General features: G+C 63.9%; 23 protein-coding genes. 3 read left to right on the top strand and 20 right to left on the bottom strand.

Annotated elements, in window-relative coordinates; genetic code table 11:
* Positions 1 to 20: 20 nt before the first annotated feature.
* On the bottom strand, positions 21 to 848 hold the full coding sequence (locus tag Q7J44_RS13425; protein WP_304880654.1) for a DUF6473 family protein: 828 nt from the start codon (positions 846 to 848) through the stop codon (positions 21 to 23).
* A 160-nt stretch (positions 849 to 1008) separates the two neighbouring features.
* On the opposite strand from Q7J44_RS13425, the gene Q7J44_RS13420 reads away from it, so the two are divergent.
* Positions 1009 to 1884, top strand: a complete 876-nt coding sequence (locus tag Q7J44_RS13420) for a 3-hydroxybutyryl-CoA dehydrogenase (RefSeq protein WP_304880652.1) — start codon at positions 1009 to 1011, stop codon at positions 1882 to 1884.
* 57 nt (positions 1885 to 1941) lie between these two features.
* On the opposite strand, the gene Q7J44_RS13415 is transcribed toward Q7J44_RS13420, so the two are convergent.
* Genes Q7J44_RS13415 through Q7J44_RS13385 form a run of 7 tightly spaced genes read right to left on the bottom strand, consistent with a single transcriptional unit; the run spans position 1942 to position 7317 of the window.
* Positions 1942 to 2823, bottom strand: coding sequence for a lysophospholipid acyltransferase family protein (locus tag Q7J44_RS13415; RefSeq protein ID WP_304880650.1), 882 nt, complete (start codon positions 2821 to 2823; stop codon positions 1942 to 1944).
* Between the two features lie 32 nt (positions 2824 to 2855).
* Positions 2856 to 3125: an HPr family phosphocarrier protein gene (locus Q7J44_RS13410; protein WP_304880648.1), complete on the bottom strand. Its 270-nt coding sequence runs from the start codon at positions 3123 to 3125 to the stop codon at positions 2856 to 2858.
* A gap of 2 nt (positions 3126 to 3127) precedes the next feature.
* Positions 3128 to 3523, bottom strand: coding sequence for a PTS sugar transporter subunit IIA (locus Q7J44_RS13405; protein WP_304880646.1), 396 nt, complete (start codon positions 3521 to 3523; stop codon positions 3128 to 3130).
* Positions 3520 to 4464, bottom strand: a complete 945-nt coding sequence (rapZ, locus tag Q7J44_RS13400; RefSeq protein ID WP_370693013.1) for an RNase adapter RapZ — start codon at positions 4462 to 4464, stop codon at positions 3520 to 3522. The genes Q7J44_RS13405 and rapZ overlap by 4 nt, the downstream gene beginning before the upstream one ends.
* A 4-nt stretch (positions 4465 to 4468) precedes the next feature.
* On the bottom strand, positions 4469 to 4891 hold the full coding sequence (locus Q7J44_RS13395; protein ID WP_304880643.1) for an HPr kinase/phosphorylase: 423 nt from the start codon (positions 4889 to 4891) through the stop codon (positions 4469 to 4471).
* Positions 4892 to 4915: 24 nt separating this feature from the next.
* Positions 4916 to 6619 (bottom strand): sensor histidine kinase, encoded by a 1704-nt coding sequence (locus tag Q7J44_RS13390; protein WP_304880641.1) that lies wholly within the window; start codon positions 6617 to 6619, stop codon positions 4916 to 4918.
* On the bottom strand, positions 6616 to 7317 hold the full coding sequence (locus Q7J44_RS13385) for a response regulator transcription factor (RefSeq protein ID WP_304880639.1): 702 nt from the start codon (positions 7315 to 7317) through the stop codon (positions 6616 to 6618). The genes Q7J44_RS13390 and Q7J44_RS13385 overlap by 4 nt, the downstream gene beginning before the upstream one ends.
* Before the next feature lie 360 nt (positions 7318 to 7677).
* Here Q7J44_RS13385 and Q7J44_RS13380 point away from each other — a divergent pair, with 360 nt between their 5' ends.
* The gene (locus Q7J44_RS13380; RefSeq protein WP_304880637.1) at positions 7678 to 9276 is read left to right on the top strand and encodes a phosphoenolpyruvate carboxykinase; all 1599 of its coding nucleotides are present in this window, start codon (positions 7678 to 7680) and stop codon (positions 9274 to 9276) included.
* A 142-nt stretch (positions 9277 to 9418) separates the two neighbouring features.
* Here Q7J44_RS13380 and Q7J44_RS13375 read toward each other — a convergent pair whose 3' ends face one another.
* Entirely contained in the window at positions 9419 to 10204 is a 786-nt protein-coding gene (locus Q7J44_RS13375; RefSeq protein WP_304880635.1) for a sulfite exporter TauE/SafE family protein, read from the bottom strand.
* A gap of 201 nt (positions 10205 to 10405) precedes the next feature.
* Here Q7J44_RS13375 and Q7J44_RS13370 point away from each other — a divergent pair, with 201 nt between their 5' ends.
* Positions 10406 to 12073 (top strand): acyl-CoA dehydrogenase family protein, encoded by a 1668-nt coding sequence (locus tag Q7J44_RS13370; RefSeq protein WP_304880633.1) that lies wholly within the window; start codon positions 10406 to 10408, stop codon positions 12071 to 12073.
* 210 nt (positions 12074 to 12283) lie between these two features.
* Here the strand turns inward: Q7J44_RS13370 and Q7J44_RS13365 are convergent, their stop codons facing one another.
* From Q7J44_RS13365 to Q7J44_RS13315, 11 genes are all read right to left on the bottom strand, one after another.
* Complete coding sequence (locus Q7J44_RS13365) at positions 12284 to 13555, bottom strand: MFS transporter (protein ID WP_304880631.1); 1272 nt, start codon at positions 13553 to 13555, stop codon at positions 12284 to 12286.
* A gap of 30 nt (positions 13556 to 13585) precedes the next feature.
* Positions 13586 to 14311, bottom strand: a complete 726-nt coding sequence (recO, locus tag Q7J44_RS13360; RefSeq protein WP_304880629.1) for a DNA repair protein RecO — start codon at positions 14309 to 14311, stop codon at positions 13586 to 13588.
* A 56-nt stretch (positions 14312 to 14367) separates the two neighbouring features.
* Positions 14368 to 14706 carry a DUF1491 family protein gene (locus Q7J44_RS13355; protein WP_304880627.1) on the bottom strand — a complete coding sequence of 113 codons (339 nt, stop codon included), beginning with the start codon at positions 14704 to 14706 and terminating at the stop codon, positions 14368 to 14370.
* A gap of 3 nt (positions 14707 to 14709) precedes the next feature.
* Positions 14710 to 15627: a GTPase Era gene (gene era, locus Q7J44_RS13350; RefSeq protein WP_304880625.1), complete on the bottom strand. Its 918-nt coding sequence runs from the start codon at positions 15625 to 15627 to the stop codon at positions 14710 to 14712.
* On the bottom strand, positions 15624 to 16310 hold the full coding sequence (rnc, locus tag Q7J44_RS13345; RefSeq protein WP_304880623.1) for a ribonuclease III: 687 nt from the start codon (positions 16308 to 16310) through the stop codon (positions 15624 to 15626). The genes era and rnc overlap by 4 nt, the downstream gene beginning before the upstream one ends.
* A complete protein-coding gene (gene lepB / locus Q7J44_RS13340) occupies positions 16307 to 17095 on the bottom strand; it encodes a signal peptidase I (protein ID WP_304880621.1) in 789 nt (262 codons plus the stop codon). Before lepB ends, rnc begins: the two co-directional genes overlap by 4 nt.
* Before the next feature lie 62 nt (positions 17096 to 17157).
* Complete coding sequence (acpS, locus tag Q7J44_RS13335) at positions 17158 to 17580, bottom strand: holo-ACP synthase (RefSeq protein WP_304880619.1); 423 nt, start codon at positions 17578 to 17580, stop codon at positions 17158 to 17160.
* A 4-nt stretch (positions 17581 to 17584) separates the two neighbouring features.
* Positions 17585 to 18070: a hypothetical protein gene (locus tag Q7J44_RS13330; RefSeq protein ID WP_304880617.1), complete on the bottom strand. Its 486-nt coding sequence runs from the start codon at positions 18068 to 18070 to the stop codon at positions 17585 to 17587.
* A gap of 29 nt (positions 18071 to 18099) precedes the next feature.
* Positions 18100 to 18852: a pyridoxine 5'-phosphate synthase gene (locus tag Q7J44_RS13325; protein WP_304880615.1), complete on the bottom strand. Its 753-nt coding sequence runs from the start codon at positions 18850 to 18852 to the stop codon at positions 18100 to 18102.
* A 28-nt stretch (positions 18853 to 18880) separates the two neighbouring features.
* Positions 18881 to 19597, bottom strand: coding sequence for a DUF2062 domain-containing protein (locus Q7J44_RS13320; protein WP_304880613.1), 717 nt, complete (start codon positions 19595 to 19597; stop codon positions 18881 to 18883).
* 164 nt (positions 19598 to 19761) lie between these two features.
* Positions 19762 to 20439 carry a DUF2062 domain-containing protein gene (locus Q7J44_RS13315; RefSeq protein WP_304880611.1) on the bottom strand — a complete coding sequence of 226 codons (678 nt, stop codon included), beginning with the start codon at positions 20437 to 20439 and terminating at the stop codon, positions 19762 to 19764.
* Between the last annotated feature and the right edge of the window lie 34 nt (positions 20440 to 20473).

Here is a 20473-nt window from a genome sequence, read left to right as displayed (position 1 = left end):
ATGCGGGTGCCCGTTTGCATTTACAGCAGGCGCACAAGCTCTGGCCCCAGTTGATCGGCGATCTGGCGGTGGACCGCCGGCCCGGGCAGCGACAGCGCCGCCGGATGATCCAGCGCCGAGAACGCCATGCCAGTGGTGCCATAGGCCCGGGCGTCGGGCGAAGCCACAATCTCGGCGTAACAGGTGACACGGGCGCGCAGGGCGGCCACCATTTCGGCATCGACCAGCAACGGATCGCTGGACAGATCAGACCGCCGCCCCGGCATCGGTGGCGGGGCACTGGCGATCCACAGCAGGACCGTCGGACAGGGCAGCGAGGACAGCAGCGTTTTCATCCGTGCCACCCAGGCGGTGCGCAGCTCTTCGGCCACCACCTCGAACCGGTCGGCGGACAGGGCCTGCAGCGCGTGCAGCATGTGACGGGTGAAACTGAATTCGGTAAAATCCACCTCGCGGTACATGTTGCGCAGCACCGGCGAGGCGGAGAGAAAGCGGTCATTGCGGCGGGCATGCACGGTGTAGAAGCGGTTGCTGAGGTTCTGCGCCCCGACGACCTGCACCACGGCCAGCCGGGCACGCGCCGCGATGTCGAGCACCGACGGGTCTTTGAGATAAAGGTCAAGCCCGGCGTTGACGACACCCAGATTGACCACCCGCAACCCGGTGGCCGCCTCGACCAGTGCCGGATAGGGTTCCGGCACGAATTTGCCATAGGTTTCGGTGCCGCCCAGCATGACGACAAAGGGACGGTCCAGATCGCGGCGCGGCCCGCGGAACGCAACACGCGACATGCCATATCGGCATGGGTAATAGTCGAGCGACCCGTCGCCCGGATATTCAAATGTCATCACACCCACCACAGTTTAGTCACCCGTGGCCAGCCTTGCCGATTCCCGTTACCAAAGCGCTAAATCCGGCTTTTGAGGCAATTGCGCCGCAATGCAGCGCCCTTGCCCCGTCGGAGCCCCGCGCATAAGGTTGCGCCAAGAGCAAAGAAGGACAACGGGCATGGACATAGCAAGCGTGGGCGTGGTCGGGGCCGGGCAGATGGGCAATGGCATTGCGCATGTCTTTGCGCTGGCCGGTTATGATGTGATCCTGACCGATGTGAACGAAGCGGCGTTGAGCAATGCCATTTCGATCATCGACCGCAATATCGAACGGCAGGTCGCGCGCGGCAAGGTCAGCGCCGAGGACAAGGCCGCTGCCATGGCGCGGATCAAGACCACACTGGTGCTGGCCGAGGTCGGCCCCTGTGATCTGATCATCGAAGCCGCGACCGAGCGCGAGACGGTGAAGCAGGCAATCTTTGAAGACCTGCTGCCGCATCTGAAACCGCATACGATTCTGACCTCGAACACGTCGTCGATCTCGATCACCCGGCTGGCCAGCCGCACCGACCGGCCGGAAAAGTTCATGGGTTTCCACTTCATGAACCCGGTGCCGGTGATGCAGCTGGTGGAACTGATCCGGGGCATCGCCACCGATCAGGAGACATGGGATGCAATGCATGCGGTGGTGCGCAAGCTGGGCAAGACGGCGGCCAGCGCCGAGGATTTCCCGGCCTTCATCGTCAACCGCATTCTGATGCCGATGATCAACGAAGCGGTCTATACGCTGTATGAAGGGGTGGGTTCGGTCAAATCGATCGACGAGTCGCTCAAGCTGGGGGCCAATCATCCGATGGGGCCACTGGAGCTGGCGGATTTCATCGGGCTGGACACCTGCCTTGCCATCATGAACGTGCTGCATGACGGGTTGGCCGATACCAAATACCGGCCTTGCCCGCTGCTTACCAAATATGTCGAGGCCGGCTGGCTGGGCCGCAAGACCCAGCGCGGCTTTTACGACTATCGCGGCGAGGTGCCGGTGCCGACGCGCTGACAGGGATTTACGCCGCGATTTTTCTGCGAAAAATCCGGCGCATTTTCTGCGCGCCCGCTATCGCCCCAGATCGAGCGTGTGCTGGCGCAGCCATGCCAGAAAACCACGCGGGTTGCCTTCCCATTTTTCCAGCTCTGACGCCGGAATCGCGGCCCCGATGAAGGGGCGCTGTGGTTTGAACAGTGCGCGCTTGATTTCATAAAGCAACAGGCCCTGACGCAGGGTGTCAGACAGTTTGTTGGCGATCAGGAACAACCGGCTGTTCTGGCCGGTGAAATGCACCGGCACGATGGTGGCCCCCGACCGCTGGATCATCTTGTGGGTAAACACATTCCATTCCGATTCAACCGCCGGGCCGAAGAACCCTTCGGACATCGCGACCTTGCCGGCGGGGAACAGGATGATCACACCGCCGCGCCGCAGATGGTCCATCGTTTCATTGCGCATGACCAGCCCCGCCTCGCGCGCGTTTTCTTCATGCGGGAAAGGGACCGGGATCATGAACTGCTCAACTTCCGGTATGCCGGTCAGCAGGGAGCGGGTCAAGATCTTGAAGTCAGACCGCACCCGGTTGACGATTTCGGCCAGGATCATGCCATCGACCAGACCATGCGGGTGGTTTGACACCACCACAACCGGGCCGGTGGGCGGAATATGCGCCACCTCTTCCGGCGGGGTGTCGATGCGGATGCCCATATGGCGCAGGGCCTTGGGCCAGAACGGCGAGCCGAAGGGGGCTCCGGCGCGTTCAAATTCGCGGATCAGGCGCAGCAGGGTGATCTTGGCGGTCAGCCATTCGATGGCCCGGATGGACCCGGCCTTGACCGGGTTGGAAAAGCTGCCGGCATAGGACAGTCGGCGCATGTCATAGGGCCGGTCAGGCGGCCCGCTGCGGGCCCCGTTGCGGATATGGGTGTCGATCTGCGGATGTTCGGTCACGATCCGTCGGCCTTTCTGCACCACCTTGTGGCTCAGTAATCTTCTCCGAAACGGTTGGCCACCAGCGCGCAAAGTGCCTCTGCCAATGGGTCCGCGTCGGCCCCTGTGGTTCGTACTTCAATAGAGGTTCCGCGAGAGGCTGCCAACATCAAAAGCCCCATGATCGAATCGCCCGACACGGTCATCCCGTCCTTGGACACCTGTGCCTGTGCGTCATGCGCTTCGACCACCTCGACAAAGCGGGCGCTGGCGCGGGCGTGCAGACCCTTTTCATTGACGATATGCAGGGTTTTATCCGCCAATTTCAGGCCCCTCCGCCCAAATCAAGGCTGTTGATGTATTTGCGGCCGGCATCCAGAGCGGCGGCCACCGCCTCGGCGACCGGGACATCGCGGGTTTTGGCCAGCTTGATCAGCATCGGCAGGTTTGCGCCGTAGATGATCCGGCGGTCGGGGCCGCAGCAGGCCATCAGCGACAGGTTGGAGGGCGAGCCGCCGAACATATCGGTGACCACCACCACCCCTGCCCCCAGATCGACCGCATCGGCCGCGCCGCAGATCTCGGCCTGTTTGCCGGCGCGGTCGTGATCATCCTCGATAGAGATGGCGCGCATGCCGGATTGCGGGCCCACGACATGCTCGACCGCGGCGAGGTATTCGCGCGCAAGGCCGCCATGTGCCACGATCACGATTCCGATCACACGCCGTCCACCTTTGTTGCCTGCGGGCCAGTGGCAAGTGGATCAACGCCGTTGCGCCGTTCCAGTTCCCGATGTCGTTTTGACACTGCCCAGCCAGACTGTGCAAGGGTGTCAGCCATCATTTCCGCTACGGCAACGGACCTGTGTTGCCCCCCGGTACACCCGAACGCAATGCTGACATGTGATCGTCCTTCCTCCAGATGGGCCGGAAGGAGAAAGCTGATCAGATCGCTCACCTTGTGGGTGAATTCCGGGAAGCGGGGGTCGGCGCTGATGTGGTCCACCACTGGCGAATCGCGGCCATCGAGGCTGCGCAGGGCCGGTTCCCAATGCGGATTGCGCAGAAAACGGCAGTCAAAAACCAGATCGACACCGCGCGGCACGCCGCGTTTGTAGCTGAAACTTTGCACCGAGACCGACAGGCTGGGCCCCTGCCCTTGCGCAAACCAGCGCGCGACTTCGGCCTTGAGGCCGTGCACGGTCAGTTCGGTGGTGTCGATCAGGTGGTCGGCGCGGGCGCGGATCGGGGCAAGCAGGTCAATCTCACGCTCGATCCCGGCTTCGGGGCTGTCGCTGGGGGCAAGCGGGTGGCGGCGGCGGGTTTCGCTGTAGCGCTGCACCAGCACGGCAGGCTGGCAATCGAGGTAGAGCACGGTCAGTTGCACCCGCGGATCGCGGGTCAGCCGGTCGATCAGCTCGATCAGGCTGGAGGCGGCAAAATCGCGGTTGCGGACATCAAGGCCAAGCGCCAGCGGCTGCGCGGTCGGCGGCCCGTCGATCAGCCGGGGAACAAGCGACAGCGGCAGGTTGTCGATCACCTCATACCCCAGATCCTCCAGCGCGTTGACGGCGGTGGATCTGCCGGCCCCGGACGGGCCCGTCACCAGAACCACCTGATGGTCCGGTGCGTGAAGATGAGCGGTGTCTGCCACGTTTTCCAGCCTGCTAATCCCGTCGCCCAAACAGAACATAGTGCTTGAGTGAAGAAGGAAAATGGGCCGATTTGCTGCCAAGTACAAGGGAAAGCCGCTGTCGCAATATGGTGATATCCTTATGCACCGGCAGACGGTCGGTCTGGGCGCGGTCCAGATCGACCACCATTGCCACGCTGGCCTGCGCCAGATGCGGGGCATTCAAAAGGCCGACGCCGCGCGCCTCAATCATCCCGGCAATGGCGGCGGGGCAGGTGGCGATGATCCGGCTGCCGTGCAGGGTCAGCACGGTCTGGTCATCGGCGACCAAAGTGGCACCAATCGCCATAAGCTGCAGCGCCAGTGAAGATTTCCCGCTGCCCGACGCGCCGGTCAGCAGGATGGCGCGATCCTCAAAGGCGACGGTGGTGGCGTGGAGGGTCAGTGCTTCGGTCATGCGCGCCCCGACCTGCCCCCGGCCTCAGACCGGCAGGCCGACGATGAAGCGTGCGCCCAGCGGGTCGGATGTGGCATCGGCATTGGTGGGGCGGATGTTTTCGGCCCAGATCACGCCGCCATGTGCCTCGACGATCTGTTTCGAGATCGACAGGCCAAGCCCGGAGTTGTTGCCGAACTGGCCTTGCGGGCGTTCGGAATAGAACCGCTTGAACACCTTGGTCAGCGCCTGTTCGGGGATGCCGGGGCCGGTGTCTTCGACCACGACCAGCACGCGGTTGTCGCGCTTGCGGGTCCAGACCCGCACGGCATCGCCTTCGTCGCAGAAGGACACCGCATTGGTGATCAGGTTGACAAACACCTGCGCCAGACGCGCCTCCAGCCCGGAAATCAGGATCGGGTCGGCGGGGAAATCGGTGATCAGCTCGACACCCTTTTCACCGGCCTGCTGGCCCAGATATTCGCACAGATTGGTCAGGGTCTTGGTCAGGTTGAAAGTCTCTTCCTCTTCCTTGACCAATTCGCTGTCGAGCCGCGAGGCGTTGGAAATGTCGCTGACCAGACGATCAAGCCGGCGCACGTCATGGTCGATCACCTCCAGCAGGCGGGTGCGGTGATCATCGCGCTTGGCCATATGCAGCGAGGCCACGGCAGACCGCAGGCTGGCCAGCGGGTTCTTGATTTCATGCGCCACATCGGCGGCGAATTGTTCATTGGCGTCGATGCGGTCGTAAAGCGCCGCCACCATGCCGCGCAGGGCGACCGACAGCCGCCCGATTTCATCGGGGCGACCGGCAAGATCGGGGATACGGATGCGCCCCGGCTGCATCTTGCGCGCATCACGGTCATGGCCCAGCTCTGCCGCTGCCGCCAGATCCGACAGCGGGTTGGCGATGGTAGAGGCCAGCACCAGGCTAAGGCCGATGGACACCAGCAGCGCCACCAGAAACATCTGCAATATCTGTTCGCGTTCGTTGCGCACCAGCGCGTCAATCTCGCCCTCGGCGCTGATCAGGGCGACGACGGCCAGCACCTCACCCGCGCGCTCCACCGGGCTGACCACCGAAAACAGCGCCCCACCCTGCGCCCCGGTGCCAAGGTTCACCGCCGTCTGCCCGGCCATCGCCCGTTCAAACAGGGCGCGCGCCAGACTTTCGGGGTTGATCGCGGCCCCGCGCCCGCCACCCGAGGACACCAGATTGGACGCGTTTTCCCAGACGCCATTCAGAAAGTCGGTGATCAGGGTCGATTGCTTTTGCCCGTTGACCGGAACCTTGATCGCCCCGGTGGCAGAGCCGACCACCCGGCCATCCTTGTCGATCACAAAGATCGAGGTGCCGGAGCTGAGGCTGATATCGCCGATCGACCGGGCAAACCGGCTGTCGGCGCCCATATCGACCACGCCTTCGGCAGGCAGGCGGGCTTCGAACACATCGGCCACCAGCTGTGCTTCGGTCACGAAGGCCTGTTCGCGCTGCACCACCAGACTGTCGCGGAACGGGTTGAGGAACAACACCCCCGCAACCAGCACCAGCAGCGCCATCAGGTTGAAGATGATGATCTTGCGCGCCAGCGGCGAACGGTTCAGCGATACCAGCCCCAGCCAGCCCCGGCTTTTGCGCAGGGTCGGATCGGCAGCCTCAGGCGAGACCCAATCCTCACTCAAAAGGACGTCACCGCCCTTGGGGGTCTGCGCGTCCCTGAGGCCGGCCTGGGGCATCGCGGTCATGCTTCGTTGTAACGATAGCCAATGCCATACAGCGTTTCGATGGCCGAAAACTCATCGTCCACCGAGCGCATCTTCTTGCGCAGACGCTTGATATGGCTGTCGATGGTGCGGTCATCGACATAGACCTGATCGTCATAGGCCACGTCCATCAGCTGATCGCGCGATTTGACAAAGCCGGGACGCTGGGCAAGGGCCTGCAACAGCATGAATTCGGTCACGGTCAGCGAGACATCAAGCCCCTTCCAGCTGACGGAATGGCGCAGCGGGTCCATCCGCAAATGGCCACGGTCCATGATCTTGGTTTCTTCAGTGACCGCCACCTCGCCGGTGGCGATGGCATCCTGCCGGCGCAGCAGGGCACGGATGCGTTCGACCAGCAGACGCTGGCTGAACGGCTTTTTCACATAGTCGTCGGCTCCCATCCGCAGGCCGAGCACTTCGTCAATCTCGTCATCCTTGGATGTCAGGAAGATGACCGGCATGCTGGTCTTCTGACGGATGCGTTGCAGCAGATCCATCCCGTCCATGCGCGGCATCTTGATGTCAAGCACCGCCATGTCGGGCATTCTGCGCGTGAACGCATCATAGGCCGACTGCCCGTCGTTATAGGTTTCAACCTCGAACCCTTCGGCTTCCAGTGTCATTGCGACCGACGTCAGGATATTCCTGTCGTCGTCAACAAGGGCGATCCTTGCCATGGTGTGAGTTTCCTTGTGACTGCCCGATAGGTTTATTTTTTTACCATGATCCTTGGAACCGTTAACGGAATCAACAGGGAACTGCGAATCACCCGGCTTTCGGTTCCCATCAGGCAAGATAATTGCCAAGGAATGGCTAATTTGCCTCACTTCCACAGAAGGACCGGAAATGGTTGCGCTAAACTGCCGATGGTTGCGCTAACTGCGGCCATGCTGCCTGTTCCGATATGTCATCGCTGTGTTATACGCGGGCTGTGGTGGCCAATGGCCCTGGACTGCCGCCGGTATCCTATTGGCCCGGATACCGAATTCGGACCGAAATCAGTCCGCGCTGCGGCGCGGGCAACGGGAGCTTGCAGAATGAACCACGGACGCGTGAACCCTCATCACACCCTCGACGCACACGGCATCACAGGTCTGGGCAACGTCTATTACAACCAGATCGAACCGGCGCTTGTCGAAGCGGCGGTCGCGCGCGGCGAAGGGCGTCTCGGCAAGGGTGGCGCGTTTTTGTGCTCGACCGGGCAATTTACCGGCCGGTCGCCCAAAGATAAGTTCGTGGTCCGCACGCCTTTGGTCGAAGACACGATCTGGTGGGACAACAACGCCCCGATGACGCCAGAGGCCTATGCCGTGCTGAAAACCGACATGCTGGCCCATCTCAAGGGGCGCGACCTGTTCGTGCAGGATCTCTATGCCGGGGCCGATCCGCTGCACCGGCTGGATGTGCGGGTGGTCGCGGAACTGGCCTGGCACGGGCTGTTCATCCGCCACCTTCTGCGCCGCCCGGCGCAGGCCGAACTGGACGGCTTCACCCCGGAATGGACCATCATCAACGTGCCCAGCTTCAAGGCCGATCCGGCGCGGCATGGCTGCCGGTCGGAAACCGTGATCGCGCTGAACTTTGACGAAAAGACCGTGCTGATCGCCAACACGGCCTATGCGGGCGAGAACAAGAAATCGGTCTTCACCATCCTGAACTACATCCTGCCCGGCAAGGGTGTGATGGCGATGCATTGCAGTGCCAACCATGCGCTTGGCAATCCGGTCGATGCGGCGGTGTTCTTCGGCCTGTCCGGCACCGGCAAGACCACTCTGTCGGCAGCCCCCGACCGCACCCTGATCGGCGATGACGAACACGGCTGGTCGGATCGCGGCATCTTCAACTTCGAGGGCGGCTGCTACGCCAAGACCATCAACCTGGACCCCAAGGCAGAGCCGGAGATTTACGCCACCACCTCGCGCTTTGGCACTGTGGTTGAAAACATGGTGTACGATCCCGAAACGCTGGAACTGGACTTTGCCGACAATTCGCTGACCGACAACACCCGCTGCGCCTATCCGCTCGATGCGATTTCCAACGCCTCCGACACAGGCCTGGGCGGGCACCCGAAACATGTGGTGATGCTGACCTGCGACGCCTTTGGCGTGCTGCCGCCGATCGCGCGGCTGTCACCGGCGCAGGCGATGTATCACTTCCTGTCGGGCTTCACCTCCAAGGTGGCGGGGACCGAACGCGGCATCACCGAACCTACGCCGACCTTCTCGACCTGTTTCGGTGCACCCTTCATGCCGCGCCGGCCCGAGGTCTATGGCAAGCTGCTGCAGGAAAAGATCCTGAAACAGGGCGCCACCTGCTGGCTGGTCAACACCGGCTGGACCGGCGGCGCCTATGGCACCGGTAAGCGGATGCCGATCAAGGCCACCCGCGCCCTGCTGACGGCGGCACTCGATGGCTCGCTGGCGGGGGTTGACTTCCGGCGCGACCCGAATTTCGGCTTCGACGTGCCGGTTGCGGTGGCGGGCGTTGACGCCACGCTGCTGAACCCGCGCGCGACCTGGGCTGATGAGGGTGCCTATGACGCGCAGGCGCGCAAACTGGTCGAGATGTTCTCGAAGAACTTCGGCCAGTACGTGCCCTATATCGACGATGATATCAAAGCCGCCGCCATCTGCTGACCCCGCACAGACAGCCCTACGTTTGCCATACGTAAAGCATACGTTGATCATACCCTGACCATACTCAGCGCCCGCGTGCCCCCCACGCGGGCGCTTTGCATTTGCACCTTTCCTAAATACTCCCGCGCGGAGCGCTTCCGCCCTAAGCCACCAGCGCCTGCAGGATCAGGTTCATCCCCGTCACCACCAGCAGCGCTTGCGTCCAGCGCCGGAACCGCGCCTGTGGCAGCCGGTCCTGCAGCCGGTAGCCCAGCACCATCCCGATCTGCGCCGGCACCACCAGCGCCGCAGAAAAGGCCAGTGTCTGCGCATTGGCCAGCCCGGTGCCCAGATGCGCCACCAGCAACGCCACCGCACCGATCAGGAACACCACGCCCTGCGCCCGGATCGCCTCCAGCTTCGGGGCGTTGATCGACAACAGATACACCAGCAGCGGCGGCCCCCAGATGCCCGACACCCCGCCATAGAGGCCCCCGATCACCCCCAGCACCCATTCGGCGCGGGTCCGGTGATGCAGCCGCAGCGCCAGCGGCACCCCGGCCAGCTGCAACGCCGCAAAGGCGGTGACCGGCACGCCCAGCAGCAGCAGATAAGCGTCGCGCGGGATCAGATCGAAGAACTGCGCCGCAATGGCGATAAAGACCACGGTGCCGATCAGAAAGCGCCGGTACGCCCAGGCCGTCGCCTTTGCCGGGCCGACCCCCTGCCGGAAGGCCTGACTGAAATTTGTGATCAGAGTCGGCAGGATAAGCCCGGCCAGCGCCACCTCGGGCGGCAGAAAGGCGGAAAACGCCGAGATCATGATCAGCGGCATCGCAAAGCCGACCGCGCCTTTGACAAAGCCGGCAAACAGGGTCACGGCCAGTGCGGCAAGCAGAGGCCAGAGGCCCTGCCCGGCAGAGATATGAAGGATGAGAGACTCGGTCATGCTCCCTGCATCGCCCGCGCGTGGGGAAATGAAAACCCCTTTGGCATATGCAGCAAAAACTAGTTGCGGATGCACATCTGCGGCAGATTGACCGCGACACTTTCCATCAGTTGACCCGGTTTACGTTGAAATTAAGTTGCGCTGCGACTGCAAAATGATTAGCTCAGATGAACCCACAGACTCAAGAACAGGACTCACGCCATGGCCCATGACGGACAGACCCAACCGACCTCCCCGCTGCTGGCGGATCTGCTGGCGCTGACCGCACAGGCCCTGCCCGAGGTCGAGGCGGTGTTCGCGCATGGCCGCGAAAACCTGCGTGCCATGGTAAGTGTCGCGGGCAAAGTCTCATCCGCCGCGATGGAGCAGCATCAGTACGCCGCCCATGCACTGTCCTGGCTGGCCACCTATACCGAAGCGCTGCGCCAGATGCAGGCCTGGGCCGCCCGGTTGCAGGAGGACGGCCGGTTTGCCGAGATGGAGGGGCTGATCCTGCAGATCGCTTATGGCGAATACCTGAACCAGATCCACGGCGGCATCCCGATGAGTCAGGGAGAGATTGCGCGGCTGCAGGATCTGGGGCTTGAGCCTGTCGCATGGGGCGACGCAGCACTGACCCTGATGGCGCAGGGCAACACCACTGCGGCCCGCAGCCGTCTGGTGGCGCTGATGCGCGAGTCCCGCGCCAACGCCACCTTTGGCGCGACAGGGCTGGACGAAGAGCTGGAGATGATCCGCGACCAGTTCCGCCGCTTTGCCGCCGAACAGGTGACGCCTTTCGCGCATGAATGGCACCTTAAAGATGAGCTGATCCCGATGTCGGTGATCGACCAGCTGGCGGAAATGGGGGTGTTTGGCCTAACCATTCCGGAAGAATTCGGCGGGTTTGGCCTGTCCAAGGCCAGCATGGTGGTGGTGTCGGAAGAGCTGTCGCGCGGCTATATAGGCGTGGGCTCTTTGGGCACCCGGTCCGAGATCGCGGCCGAGCTGATCCTGTGCGGCGGCACCGACGCGCAAAAAGCGCAGTGGCTGCCAAAGCTGGCCAGCGGGGAAATCCTGCCCACGGCAGTGTTCACCGAGCCGAACACCGGGTCCGACCTTGGGGCCTTGCGCACCCGGGCGCGGCGGGATGGCGAGGATTGGACCCTCACCGGCAACAAGACCTGGATCACCCATGCCGCCCGCACCCATGTGATGACGGTGCTGGCGCGCAGTGTGGATGCGACCAGCGATTATCGCGGGCTGTCGATGTTTCTGGCCGAAAAGACCCCCGGCACCGATGAGGCCCCGTTTGTCGATCCCGGCCTGTCGGGCGGCGAGATTGAAGTGCTCGGCTATCGTGGGATGAAGGAATACACCGTCAATTTTGACGACTTCAAAGTGAAGGGTGAAAACCTGCTGGGCGGGGTGGAGGGGCAGGGCTTCAAGCAGCTGATGCAGACCTTCGAATCCGCCCGTATCCAGACCGCCGCCCGTGCCATCGGCGTGGCACAAAACGCGCTGGATGTGGGGATGGGCTATGCCGAGGATCGCAAGCAGTTCGGCAAGCCGCTGATCGACTTCCCGCGCGTGGCGGGCAAGCTGGCGATGATGGCGGTCGAGATCATGGTGGCCCGCCAGCTGACCTATTTCAGCGCCTGGCAGAAGGACCATGACAAGCGCTGCGATCTCGAGGCGGGGATGGCCAAGCTCTTGGGCGCGCGGGTGGCCTGGGCGGCGGCGGACAATGCCTTGCAGATCCATGGCGGCAACGGTTTTGCGCTGGAATATCAGATCAGCCGCATTCTGTGCGACGCGCGGATTCTCAACATCTTTGAAGGGGCGGCTGAGATTCAGGCGCAGGTGATTGCGCGGCGCCTGCTGGACTGAGGGGGCGTGCAACACAAGGGGAGGCCAATGGTATCGCTTGATATCAATGGCTTGGCTTTACGAGGCTTACAGTTTTCTATTGTTTTTCCCCGCATAAAGGGTGGAATTTGAGTATTTTTGTCAAGATGAATGGGAAAGTGCTGCGCTTTCGATTTCATCTTGATGAAAATACTCATCTTGCGACGTCCGCCGTCTCGCCACGCTCTCAGGTCAGGTGGCCTGCCCGCGCGCGGCACCCAGACGGGGGTGAAGTCGGCCCGAGATCACCCATGCGGTCAGCAGGCCTGCCCCTGCGGCGGCAAAGATGCCCGGCAAGGGGGCGACCAGCAGCACCAGCCATGCTGCCCCGGGGGTCAGGATGCCGGACACGTCGCGGAAGCTGGAATAGACGGCTGACATCTCTGTCCGCTCCGATGGTTTGACCGCCATCAGGAAGGGCAGGCCGCCGACGATGTCGAGCAGCACAAGAAACACCGCTGCCGCCATGCAGGCCGCGACCGTGGCCCATGGCAGGGGGGCCACCAAAGCGGCGGCGACGAACAGCAGCCCGCAGGCCCCGAAGGCAAAGCGCACGGTGCGGCGGACCGAAGCGGCGCGGGCGTGGCGCAGCATGAGGGGCGAGGCGAACAACAGCGCGTTCGACAGCGACAGCGCGACGCCGCCGACCTTGTCGCCCAGACCCGCCTCGATGCAGAAAATCGGCAGGTAGACCACATAGACCCACCAGCCGCATGACCGCATCACGGCGAACAGCCATCCGGCAATCAGGCGAGGTTGCGCGAAGAACCGGCCCAGATACGCGAGGGGGTTGGCGGCGGGGCCTTTGGCGCGGCTGATCTGCTTGCCATTGCCTAAGCGCAGCACCCAGAACGCGACCAGCAGCGCGATCGCGCAAGCGCCCGCCACCAGAAACGGCAAGGGTGCCCAGACGCTGCGCAGCCAGACCCCAAGCAAGGGCCCCACGGCCCATGGCCCGGCGGAAAACACCATCTGCATCGACTGGCTGCGGCCTAGGTTCTGACGGTCGATGTAATCGAGGATATAGGCGTTCAGGCAGACGAATGTGGTCGCCGTGGCCATCGCCAGACACATTACCGCCAGCGGCAGCGCCCAGCCGGTGCCAATGACCGCAAGGCCCATGCCGATCAGATACAGCCCGCAACCCAGCGTATACATCCAGCGGCGCGGAATGTGGCGGGTGGCCCAGGGCACCATCAGCCCCCAGATCATCGACACGATCCCGGCGACGAAATAGGCCGATGAGGTCGCCTCGGCGCTGCCCAGGGCGTCGTAGACTGCAAGCGGCATCGCCGACACCAGCATGCCGCGCACGGCGGCTTCCATCCCTGAAAGCAACGCAAAGTTCTCAACCCTTGGGGTCGGCGCGTGTTTCAGGTGGAGGGGGATGAATTTGCTGGCCATATCTGTCTCGGCCCCCATCTGCCCAAGGATATGGCAGCGGGTCTGCGACGGCTGCGACATTTCAGGTCGTTTGTGAGTCGCCGGGGTGATTTAGGGGCTGATGCGACCGAGCCGGGCCAGCAAGCGGCTGCGCGAGTCGGGCAAAGCCGATGCGCGGGTTTCAGAGGCGAGTTCGCGGGCCAGAAAATGGCCGGTGATGGCGAGGGCCTGTGCCGCCTCGGCCCCCGTCACCGGCCCCTGCCCCATCAAGGCCTGCGGCAGCGGCAGCAGTTTCGGGGCCCAGTCCCCGGCGGCACCCCGGCTGACAGCGCGGCCGGTGCGCGGGCTGACGTATGCCAGATCGTCGCGCTGGCCGGTGACGGCGCAGCGCGTGAGATCAAGGCCGAAGCCGATTTCATCAAGCAGCAGCAATTCCCACCGCATGTAATCGCCGATCCAGTCGGCCCCGCCCGCCATCGCATCCATGAGTGACAGCGTGCGGCGGTAGAGCTGCGGGTGCGGGTCCCGCTCGGCCAGACTGAGGTGCAAGAGCGCGCAGGCGGCGGTGAGGCCGGCAAGCGCCAGCGGGCTTTCCAGCACGGCGGCGCGCGAGTGCACAGGTTCGGCCAGAAAGCTGCCGATCTGGTCATCCAGCCGCGCCCGCCACGTGAGGTCCAGTTGCGCGCCGGGTTGCAGCAGCGGCGCGCGTTTGCGCGATGCCCCGCCCCGGACCACGCCGAAGTGGCGGCCATGGCCGCTGGTAAACACCTCTATGATTGCAGAGCCTTCGCCATGCGGGCGCATGGACAAGAGCACCCCGTCTTCACGCCATTCCATGGCTGATCTTTGCAGGGTGCTGTCGCGGCTTGCAAGCGGATCACGGGCCGCGTCGGTCAGCTCAGGCCGTCTTCGTCCAGCAGGGTGCGGCCCGCGCGATGTTCCAGCTCGATCACCCACAGGTCGGGGTCGCGCGCGCCTGCGCGGGTGAGCATTTCATCAACCTCACGCTCCGGCCCCTCGGCCATCAGCCGCCAGAGCCGGGTGCCGGTGGTCAGGTCATAGCCGCGTTCAAAGGCGCGGGCGGTGCCGTCGAGCAGCGCGACCTTGACCAGCACAGTGCCCGCCGTCGGGTCGCCCTTGCGGGTGACATAGGCCGGAATGTCGGCAAGGCGCAGGCGGTTGAGATAGGCCGAGACCCACAGATCGGTCTTGAGCCGGATATCCTCCGCCATGCGTCAGTCGCCGTCCTTGAAGTCCAGCCCCATTTCGGAATAGCGCTCAGGCTCATCCAGCCAGTTCGGACGGACCTTGACCTGCAGGAACAGGTGCACGGTGCGGCCCAGAAATTCCGAGATATCGGCGCGGGCGGCAGAGCCGATGGCCTTGATGGTTTCGCCCTTGTTGCCCAGCACGATGCCCTTGTGGCCATCACGCATGACATAGACGATCTGGTCGATGCGGGTCGATCCGTCGGATTTATCCTCCCACTTTTCGGTCTCGACCGTCAGCTGGTAGGGCAGTTCCTCGTGCAGGCGCAGGGTCAGTTTTTCGCGGGTCATTTCCGCCGCGATCATCCGCATCGGCAGATCGGCGATCTGGTCTTCGGGATAGAACCACGGGCCGGTCGGGATCTGCTCGGCCAGCCATTCGCGCAGATCCTTGACGCCGTAGCCCTTCTCGGCGCTGATCATGAAGGTTTTCGCGAAGGGAAACGCCTCGTTCAGCTTTTCGGCCAGTGCCAGCAGCACCTCGGATTTCACCCGGTCGATCTTGTTGATGGCAAGCGCCACCGGCTGGCCCTGCGGCATCACGTCCCGCATACGGTCGATGATGGCAGAGACACCTTCGGTCATGCCCCGGTGCGCCTCGATCATCAACACGATCACATCAGCGTCCGACGCCCCACCCCATGCGGCCTTGACCATGGCGCGGTCCAGACGGCGGCGCGGGCGGAACAGGCCGGGCGTATCGACAAAGACGATCTGCGCCTGCCCCTCCATCGCCACCCCCCTGATCCGGGTGCGGGTGGTCTGCACCTTATGCGTCACGATAGAGACCTTGGCCCCCACCATGCGGTTCAGCAACGTGGATTTGCCGGCATTGGGCTCGCCGATCAGGGCGACAAAGCCGGCGCGGGTGGGTGTGTCTGTCATGTCTCTTGCTCCAGCCTTGCCAGCAAAGCGCGGGCGGCCTGTTGTTCGGCGATGCGTTTGGAGCCTGCGCGGGCGGCTTCGCGCGCGCCGTTGTCCAGCGTCACTTCGACGGTGAATATCGGTTGATGGTCCGGGCCGGTGCGCCCGGTCTGTGTATAGGCAGGCGGGGCCATGCCACGGGCCTGCGCCCATTCCTGCAGGGCGGTCTTGGGGTCGCGGGCGTCATGGTCCACGGCGCCGATGCGGTCAGACCAGAGCCGCAGCACCATGGCGCGGGCGGCGTCAAACCCGCCGTCCAGATAGACGGCGGCAATCAGCGCTTCCATCGCGTCGCCAAGCAGCGCCTCTTTGCGGCGCCCGCCGGAGAGCATTTCAGAGCGGCCCAGCTTCATCACCTCGCCCAGACCAATCGCGCGGGCGACATCGGCGCAGGTTTCCTTGCGCACCATGGCGTTGAAGCGCGGGGCAAGCTGCCCCTCGCTCGCCGCGACATCGGCGCCTAGCAAGGCTTCGGCCATCACAAGGCCCAGCACCCGGTCGCCTAAAAATTCCAACCGCTGGTTGTCGGGCCGGGTCTGGGACGACAAGGACGCATGGGTCACAGCGCGGACCAGCAGTTCGGGCGTGTGGAAGCTGTGCCCGATCCGGCCTTCAAAGGCCTTTAGGTCCGCAGCCAGCCTCATTCCACCGCCTTGAAGAAGCGATCGGAGCGCCAGGTCCAGAAATACAGCATCGACCGCCCGGCGGACGAGAACATGATCCGGTCGGCGCGGCCGATCAGGTGATCGGCGGGCACAAAGCCCACACCGCCGACGGCCTGCACAAAGCGGCTGTCCTGCGAATTGTCGCGGTTGTCGCCCATGAAGAAGTAATGCCCGGCCGGCACGGTGAACACATCGGTGTTATCGCCCGCGCCATTGCTGTCGATGTTGAGCACATCATGCGTGCGCCCGCCCGGCAGGGTTTCGCGCGCGCGCGACTTGATGCAGGTGTCGCCCTGCCCGACGGGGCCGTTTTCGCAGCGCGGCAGATGGCCCATCGGGCCTTGCTGTTCATAGAGCTCGGCAAACTGGCCCGCGTCTTCCTGCGGCACTTCGGTGCCGTTCAGATAAACCATGCCGCCGCGCATCTGCACGGTATCGCCGGGCATGCCGATCAGACGCTTGATGAAGTCAGACCCGTTGACCGGATGACGGAACACCACCACATCGCCGCGTTCCGGCTCGCTGAAGAACAGGCGACCGGAAAACGGGCAGGCGGCAAAGGGGCAGGAATAGCGGCTGTAGCCATAGGCCATCTTGTTGACGAACAGAAAGTCGCCGATCAGCAGCGTGTCCTTCATGCTGCCCGACGGAATCCAGAACGGCTGAAAGAACAAGGTCCGGAAGATGCCTGCAATCAACAGGGCATAGACCACCGTCTTGATCGTCTCGACGATGCCGCCATCTTCTTTTGCCTTGCTGGCCATTCTTTATCCACCTTGCTGTTCTTCGGGCCGCTACATGCGCCCGCATCCGGCCCGAGTCAAGTTCAGGGCGCGGCGGGCGGCCCGGCCAGGGGCCGGGCTTCTATCACCACAAAGGCCTGCGCCCAAGGGTGATCATCGGTCAGGGTGACGTGGATCACCGCCTCATGCCCCGGCGGGGTCATGCGCAGCAAGCGGTCTGCAGCCCAGCCGGTCAGGTGCATCACCGGCTGGCCGGTCGACAGATTGGTCACCGCCATGTCTTTCCACGCAATGCCCATGCGCAGCCCGGTGCCAAGCGCCTTGGAGCACGCCTCTTTCGCGGCCCAGCGTTTGGCATAGGTGGCGGCCACACCATGCGGGCGGCTGGCGGCCTTGCGCTGTTCACGCTCGGTGAAAACCCGGTCGCGGAACCGGTCGCCAAAGCGGGCCAGCGTTGCCTCAATCCGCTCGATATTGGCGAGATCACTGCCGATGCCCAGTATCATCGCGCTAATCCAGCCGCCCGGTGATGGCCCCGGTGGCCTGATTGATGGTGACATGCAACGCGGTATCGGTGAACACATCGCCGTCAGACCAGCGCTTTGCCGGCAGGGTCACGGTCAGCCCGGTGGCGGGATCGTAGGTGGCCGTCGCCCCCAGCACCGACAGACCGGCAAAACCGAAACTGCCTTGCGCCGACATCACGCGGCACTGACGCTCGCCCAGTTCGGCGTGGGGCGGCGACAGGATCAGCAGATGATAGGCCGCGGCGGCCGGTTCCATCACATCCATCACCGCCAGCCGGACCGCGCCGTTGGCGAAAGTGGCGGTGTTGTCCTCCCACGGTTCGGCAATGGCCTGCGCCGCACCGCGCCAGTCACAGTCTGCCACATCCTGCGCCGTGGCGGGCAGGCCAAGCGCCAGCGACAGGGCCACTGCCGCCGCACTTGCCGGCAGGCCGCGCCCCTGCCAATTGCACCTTTCCCAAATACTCATCTTGTCACCCTCTGCCACCGGCACCACGCCTACAGCCCCCGCGCCGCATCCATCAACCGACGCATTTCCGCGATGGCCGGGCCAAGGCCGGTGAACACCGCCTCGCCGATCAGGAAATGGCCGATGTTCAGCTCCACCACCTGCGGGATGGCGGCGACGGGGGTGACATTGGCGAAGGTCAGGCCATGGCCGGCATGCACCTCAAGTCCAAGGGAATGGGCCAGCGCCGCCCCTTGCCGCAGCGCATTCAGTTCGGCTTCGGCCTCATCATCGCGACCTTCGGCGTGCAGATCGGAATACAGCCCGGTGTGCAGTTCCACCACTGCAGCCCCGATGCGGGCCGAAGCTTCGATCTGGCGCAGATCATGGCCGATGAACATGCTGACCCTTGCGCCTGCGCCGCGCAGCGGGGTGATAAAGGTGGCAAGGCGGGATTCGTCCCCCGCGACGTCCAGCCCGCCTTCGGTCGTGCGCTCTTCGCGCCGTTCGGGCACCAGGCAGATGGCGTGGGGCCTGGTCGCAAGGCAGATCGCCTGCATCTCATCGGTGGCCCCGCATTCAAAGTTCAGCGGAATGCTGATGCCCGCTTTCAGCGCGGCCATATCGGCGTCGCGGATGTGGCGGCGGTCTTCGCGCAGGTGGGCGGTGATGCCATCGGCCCCCGCGGCCTGCGCCAGCAGGGCCGCGCGCAGCGGGTCTGGCCATGCCGCGCCGCGGGCGTTGCGCAGGGTGGCCACGTGGTCGATGTTGATCCCGAGCCTGAGTTTGCCGGTCTGTGTCATGGGGCGCCTCCTGTCATTTGGTCAGAGGTTAGGCTGCGGGCGGGGTGTCGTCATCCCCTTGTTTTGTGCCCGGTACAGGGTCTTTTGCCGCATCCGCGCCGCGCAGGGCGAGGGCTGCCAGCCGTTCGCGCAAAGCCAGCCGCTTGTCGCTGCGTTCCTTGAACTTGGCGACGCGGGCCTTTTGATACGCCTCGACCAGCGGGATGGTGATGTAATAGCAGATCAGGCTGAGCAGGATGCCCGGCCCCAGCGCCCCGATGAAATAGGGCAGGTAGATATCGGACCAGAACTGCGCCAGCCCGTCCCAATGCATGTGCTCGGGGCCAAAGATGGCCAGAAAATTGTGCCAGATCTCGGTGCCCGCGCGTCCAAAGCCATCGCCGATGGCTTCAGCGGTCAGCGGCGTGTCGATGCCCAGCATCCAGTGGCCCAGTGAAATCGCGCCTACCGCGAAGAACGGTGTGGTGATCGGGTTAGAGTTGAAGGTGGCCAGCAAGGCGGCCAGCACATTGCCCCGCATGGCCCAGGCCAGCCCCCAGGCCCCCAGGAACTGCAGACCCGGCAGCGGCAGAAACCCGATCAGGCTGCCCGCGAACACGCCGCGCGCGATGCGGTGCGGGCGGTCAGGCAGGCGGCGCATGCGGTGGATGACGTATTGGGTCGCACGGCGGAAACCCCCGGTCGGGTAGAACATCTCCCGCACCCAAGCCAGCCAGCCGCGCCGGTCGCGCCTTTTGAAAACCACGTTCTTCCTCGCTTAAACCACTGCCGCGCCGCGGGGCGGTGCAGCATCTGGCCTGACAAAAGCCGCAATACATGAACTCGATGTGACTGGCACGTCAGAAATGTCCAGCCATTGACAGGGTTTCGTGACCGTAGCCGGGTGCTGTGCGGTGGGTCATGGCGGGGTCAGGTGCCACCCGATGCGCCGTCATCGGCCGACTGCCGGGCGCGCAGCCGGGCGGCGGCGCGTTCGCGCAGGTTTTCCGCCCGCTCACGCCGCTTTTTCTGCCGCAGCTTCTGATAGCCCAGAATGACCGGCAGGCTGATGTAATAACACACCGTCGCCGCAAGCAGTCCGGGCAGGATGCCGCCGACAAGGTAAGGTTTGAACAGACCGTAGTAGAAATGGCGCAACTTGCCCCATTGCGCCGGGTCGCCGGTAAAGGTGGCAAGGATGTTCGACCAGATCTCGCCCCCCGCACTGGTAAAGGCGGTCAGAATCAGGCGGGCGGGCACGGCATCCACCCCGGTATCCAGTATCCAGTGCCCCAGCTGCACCGAGGTCACGGCGATGATCGGAAAGGTGATCGGGTTGCCGAAGAAGGTGGCGAAGATCGACGCGATGATATTGCCACGCATCAGAAACGCCAGCAGAGCCGAAGCAAAGAAATGCAGCCCAAACAGCGGGGTGAACGAGATGAACACGCCGGCAAAGATGCCGCGCGCAATCCGGTGCGGTGGATCGGGCAGCCGGGTCAGACGGTGCCAGACATAGTAGCCCGCACGCAGCCATCCGCCTTGCGGATAGACCAGCGCCTTGAGCCGTTCCGGCCATGACCGTTTGTTGCGGCGACGAAACACCACCGTTCAGTCCCCTTCCCTGTCGTGCCCTGCCTGC

Origin of the sequence: Pseudotabrizicola sp., from assembly GCF_030656345.1 — a bacterium.
GTDB lineage: Bacteria > Pseudomonadota > Alphaproteobacteria > Rhodobacterales > Rhodobacteraceae > Pseudotabrizicola.
This window is presented reverse-complemented; position numbering and strand designations above follow the sequence as displayed.